The sequence below is a fragment of the Longimicrobiaceae bacterium genome, from assembly GCA_035936415.1.
GTDB lineage: Bacteria > Gemmatimonadota > Gemmatimonadetes > Longimicrobiales > Longimicrobiaceae > JAFAYN01.
On sequence record DASYWD010000232.1, the window covers coordinates 1 to 5,126 of the forward strand.

Genomic DNA, 5,126 nt, shown 5'->3' on the forward strand with positions numbered 1-5,126 from the left:
GCCCCCGCCCGCCCCATGACGCCGCGCGAGATGGAGGCCGCCACCCGCGCCGGGCGCCCGCCGGCGGAGCCCCGCGCCGCCTCCACCCCGGCGGCTCCGCCCACCGACTGGATCGAGGTCCGGCTGGTGGGCGAGGACGACCGCCCCATCCCCGGGGTTCGCTGGGTCATCGTCCTCCCGGACGGCTCCCGCCGCCAGGGGAGGCTGGACGGCGACGGCGTGGCCCGGGTGGAGGGGATCCCCTCCGGCACCTGCCGGGTCTCCTTCCCGGAGCTGGACCGGGACGCCTGGGTGCCGCTGTGAGCCGCCGTCCACCAGCTCCACCTCCAGGCCGAACACCCTGCTGAAGAGGTCGGCCTTCTGGCGCAGCGCCCAGCGCTCCAGGAGCAGGTCGCCCTCGGCCGCCACCCCCAGCACCCGCTTCCCCTCGCCCACCTCGGCGTTCAGCTTCACCGCCCGCTCGCGCTCCCCCGGGTCCAGGCGCGGTCCGCCGCTTTTCCCCCGAAACCGCGTTCGCCGGATTGCGCCCTCCGCTTCGCCCGCCGAAGCCCGTTTCGCAAGACCCCCAGTAAAATCAAGCACTTAGGGCGGCACCAGGCATGCCTTGGGAGGGTCCGGGACGACACACCGGACACCAACCGAGGAGGACACCATGCATCACCCCCTGGATCGCGCCCTAAACGAGCTGGAGACGGACTACGGCCCCGCCGGCGAGTACGAGTACGGGTACGAGGGCGACTTCGAATCCGAGGGCGACTACGAGTACGAGTCGGACGGGGAGGGCGAGTGGGGCTACGAGACCGACCCCGAAGCCGTCTTCGACGAGGTGGAGGAGATGGAGCTGGCGGCGGCCCTGCTGGAGGTCTCCGGCGACCAGGAGATGGAGCAGTTCCTGGGCAAGCTCATCCGCAGGGTGGGTAAGGCGGCGGGAAACTTCATCAAGTCGCCCGTCGGCAAGGCGCTGGGGGGCGCGCTGAAGGGCGTGGCCCGGGTGGCGCTCCCCGCGGTGGGGACGGCGCTCGGCGGGCCGGTGGGCGGGATGCTGGCCTCCACGGCGGGGAAGATGTTCGGGCTGGAGCTGGAGGGGATGAGCCCGCAGGACCAGGAGTTCGAGGCGGCCCGCCGCTTCGTCCGGCTGGCCGGCGCCTCCGCGCAGAACGCCGCCCGCGTGCGGCCCGGCACGCCGCCGACCGTCGCCGCCAAGGACGCCGTGCTGGCCGCGGCGCGGAAACACGCCCCGGGGCTGGTGTCGGGTGCGGCGGCGGGAGGCGCCGGGGGGATGCAGGGGAGCGGCGGGTCGAGGGGCCAGGGCGGACAGAGCGGCCGCTGGATCCGCAAGGGCGACCGGCTGATCCTCTTCGGGGCCTGAGACGATGGCCGCCGCGCCCTACGCGCACTGGGTGCTGGAGCAGGAGGCCCGGGCGCTGCTCACCCGGCTGGCTCGCGTGAGACCCTTCGCGCTGCACGAGCCCATGGTGCTGGCGGCGGCCGCCTCCACTCCCGCCCAGGCCGCCATCGAGAAGTACCTGGCGGACGGCCGCCGGGAGCTGCGCGGGCGCGTGCAGCGCTTCCTGGACTGGATCCGCGGCCCCGGGCGCGCGGTCAGCCCGGCGCGCGCCCAGCAGCGCTTCACCATCCTGCGGCTGCGCTTCAACGTCGTCCTCTCGCACTTCGACGTGTTCGCGGACGTGATGACGCAGCGCAGCGAGACGCACACCGGGGTGTGGCTGGCGGGGCTGGACGAGGTGTCCACCGACGCCCTGGAGCTCCCCGGCGGCTACTTCGACGCGCCCCCCGTGATCTGCTACCTGGACCGGGGCCACGGCGCGGCCATCCGCCGCGCCCGCACCCGCCTCCCCGGCGGGGGCGAGAGCCCGGTCGCCATCATTCGCGTCCCCCGCGAGCGGATGGTGGGGGCGGGGATCGCCTCGTCGCTGGTGCACGAGGTGGGGCACCAGGGCGCCGCGCTCCTGGACCTGGTGGGGGCCCTGCGGCCGGCGCTGGCGCGCATGCAGGCCGCCGACCCGGGCCGCGCGGACGCCTGGCGGATGTGGGAGCGCTGGATCTCCGAGATCGTCGCCGACCTCTGGTCCGTGGGGCGGGTGGGGGTGGCGTCGACCACGGGGCTGCTGGGGGTGGTGTCGCTCCCCCGGGCCTTCGTCTTCCGCGGCGGCTCGGACGACCCCCACCCCATCCCGTGGGTGCGGGTGCGGCTGAGCGCGGCCATGGGAGGGGCGCTGTACCCGGACCCGCAGTGGGCGCGGCTCTCCCGGCTCTGGGCCTCGTTCTACCCGCTGGACGACGAGGTCCCGGACGAGCAGCGCGCGCTGATCCGGCAGCTGGAGGAGACCATGCCCCGCTTCGTCCGGCTGCTCCTGGACTTCCGCCCGCCGCTGCTGCGCGGCGACTCGCTCGCGGAGGCCATGCGCCCCGCGGAGCGCTCCCCCGCACGGCTGCGCTCGCTCTTCCGGGCGTGGCGGGGCTCGTTCCAGCGGATGCGCTCCGGGGCGCCCTCGCTGGTGTTCGCGGTGCTGGGGCAGGCACGCGCCGACGGCAAGCTCACCCCCGAGGAGGAGAGCCGCCTGCTGGCCGACCTGCTCACCTTCTGGGCGCTCCGCGCCACCCTGCAGACCACCGACTTCGCCGCCCGGCGCCCGCGTGCCCGGGTGGCGCTCGCACCCACCGGCTGACCAACCAAGGAGGAGCGTATGAAGAACCCAGGCAAGAGCCCCGCTCGCAAGCGGGCCCCGGCGTCGCGGGAGGATCCACCGCCGCCCATCCCCGAAAAGCTGGCCGCGGGGCGGCGCGTGGACATGGACAACCCCGCGGGGGTCGCGGGGGACCACGAGATCGACCGCGGCGCCGACGAGAACGGCGGCGGTGACAACGGGAACGGCGGCGGTGGCAACGGGAACGGCGGCGGCAACGGAAACGGCGGGGGTGGGATTCCCCAGCCGTTCCAGGTGGAGTTCCCCAGGAACGAGGAGGCCACCATCGCGGAGGCCGCGACGAGCCTCGGTGCGTCGGCCGCGAACATCGAGAAGTCCACCCGCAAGCTGGTGAAGGCCACGCACCGGGTGGCGCAGGTGATCCTGGACCAGCCGGCGCTGCGCACCACGGAGCGCCAGGTGGCGCTGCAGCGCTCCGAGCTGGGCGACACCTCGATGGAGACGCTCTGGCAGGCCATCGCCGCGCACTCGGACGCAATGTCGTTCGACAACTACCAGAAGTTCGTCACCCGCGTGCTCTGCGGCGGCAAGGCGGCCCCGGACGAGGACTTGAAGGAGCAGCTCGACCGCCTCCGGAGGTTCTGCCGCCTCCCGGGGGTGGACGCCTACGAGCTGCTGAAGACGGCCACCGAGACCTTCCTCCTCCTGCAGTGCGGCGTCTGCCCGCCGGAGGACGAGGAGAGCTGGCTCGCCCTCCGCCCCCCCGTTGAGAACGGAATACCGACCGCCGACGCCCAGGTCCCCCCGGGCACGGTGCGCCTGTCGCGGGAGCGGACCCTCACCTACGCCGAGCTGAACGAAGCCCTGCAGGACTTCCTGGGAGTGGACCGCAACAACTACGTCCGCACCATCGTCCAGGGCGCCTTCCCGGACGGCGCCGCGCGGGTGGACCCCTTCTGCGCCGCGACGGCGGGGTTCCAGTTCCCCTGCCTCCTGGAGCTGATCTGGTCGTACTGGATGGAAGAGGGGATGCTTACGCAGACCACCGCCGCCATTACCCGCCGCTTCCAGAACGTCCGGGCCCCCGGCCGGCAGCCGGACCCGCTCGCCGAGTTCGAGCTGGACCCGCTGCGGCCGCTGAACGGGTTCCTCTGGGGCTTCCTCCAGGACGAGCCCAACCGCCTCTCGGTGATGCGGCGGGCCTACGAGTACAACCATCACTACGGCATCACGCTGTACGGCCGGGCCGTGCGGCGCATGCGCCCGGCGGACCCGCGCTCCCGGTTCCTGGAGTCGTTCCACAACCTGCTCCGCCAGGCCGCCGAGTTCTACCGGCAGGACAACGACACCACGGTGATCGCGGACGCCTTCCCGGTGCTCAACTCGCTCAAGGAGGTGCACCTGGTGCTCTCCGAAGGGGCGCACAACCAGTTCCGCGACCTCCCCTGGACGGCGCGCACCGAGATGCTGCTGCAGCAGTGGATGCTCTCGCGCCCGGAGATGCGCGACTTCCTGCGCGGCCGCCACATGGTGGCCTACCCGGAGAGCTGGATGGGGCCGGTGGACGCCATGAAGCGCCTGCAGGGGTGGACGGACTCCAGCGTCATCCACTTCCGCGACCTGGCGGTCTTCGGCGAGCGGGTGCTGCTCTCCATCCGCTACGGAAACTGGAGCGCCACCAGCAACCAGGACCACGCGCGCGCCTGGCTCCGCTACTGGAAGGAGGAGATCCAGGGCTACATCCACGCCTACCAGTCGGTCACCGGGGTGAACCTGTCCGACGACGTGGTGGAGGTGCGCAACCGCTCCGACGTCCGCTACCTGCAGCCGTCCTTCCATCTCCGGAACCGGCTCATGGAGACGCGGCGCGCGGACCGGGGGCTGCTGCGGTAGGACTGCGGGATCCCGGCCCGGCCCCCACCGGCGCGGGGCCGGGCCCAAGGCACGGAAGCCAACTCACGACCCACGGAGGGAGCCATGCACGACCTGGATCGCACGCTCAACGAGTTCGAGGCGGGGATCGACGCCCTGGAGTCGGGCGACTTCGAGTACGAGGGGGAGTACGACGGCGAGTACGAGATGGACGAGACCCAGCTCGCGGCGGAGCTGCTGGAGATCAACGACGAGCAGGAGCTGGACCAGTTCCTCGGCAGCCTGGTGGGCGGGGCCCTCTCCGCGGGCAAGGCCTTCCTGGGCTCGCAGACGGGGAAGGCGCTCACGGGCGTGCTCAAGAACGCGGCCGGCAATGCCCTCCCGCAGATCGGCGGGGTGCTTGGGCGGGCGGTCGCCGGGAACGACGGCGCGCGGCTGGGGCGGCACGTGGGGCAGTTCGCGCGGCGCCGGCTCCGCTGGGAGCTGGAGGCCGGCGGGCAGGACCAGGAGCTGGAGCTGGCGCAGAGCCTGGTGCGCGTGGCCCGCACCGCCGCGCGGGTCCTGCAGCAGCAGGGGGGGCAGGCC

The 5,126-nt window shown here is 73.2% G+C and carries 5 protein-coding genes; all 5 read left to right on the forward strand.

Annotation, left to right across the window (positions count from 1 at the left end; genetic code table 11):
• A partial coding sequence (locus VGR37_09340) for a hypothetical protein (protein HEV2147591.1) occupies positions 1–303 on the forward strand: 303 nt, incomplete at its 5' end.
• A 349-nt stretch (positions 304–652) separates the two neighbouring features.
• The gene (locus VGR37_09345; protein HEV2147592.1) at positions 653–1,369 is read left to right on the forward strand and encodes a hypothetical protein; all 717 of its coding nucleotides are present in this window, start codon (positions 653–655) and stop codon (positions 1,367–1,369) included.
• Positions 1,370–1,373: 4 nt separating this feature from the next.
• A complete protein-coding gene (locus VGR37_09350) occupies positions 1,374–2,690 on the forward strand; it encodes a hypothetical protein (GenBank protein ID HEV2147593.1) in 1,317 nt (438 codons plus the stop codon).
• Positions 2,691–2,708: 18 nt separating this feature from the next.
• Complete coding sequence (locus tag VGR37_09355; protein HEV2147594.1) at positions 2,709–4,562, forward strand: hypothetical protein; 1,854 nt, start codon at positions 2,709–2,711, stop codon at positions 4,560–4,562.
• Between the two features lie 84 nt (positions 4,563–4,646).
• The coding region (locus VGR37_09360; GenBank protein ID HEV2147595.1) for a hypothetical protein at positions 4,647–5,126 on the forward strand (480 nt) is incomplete at its 3' end.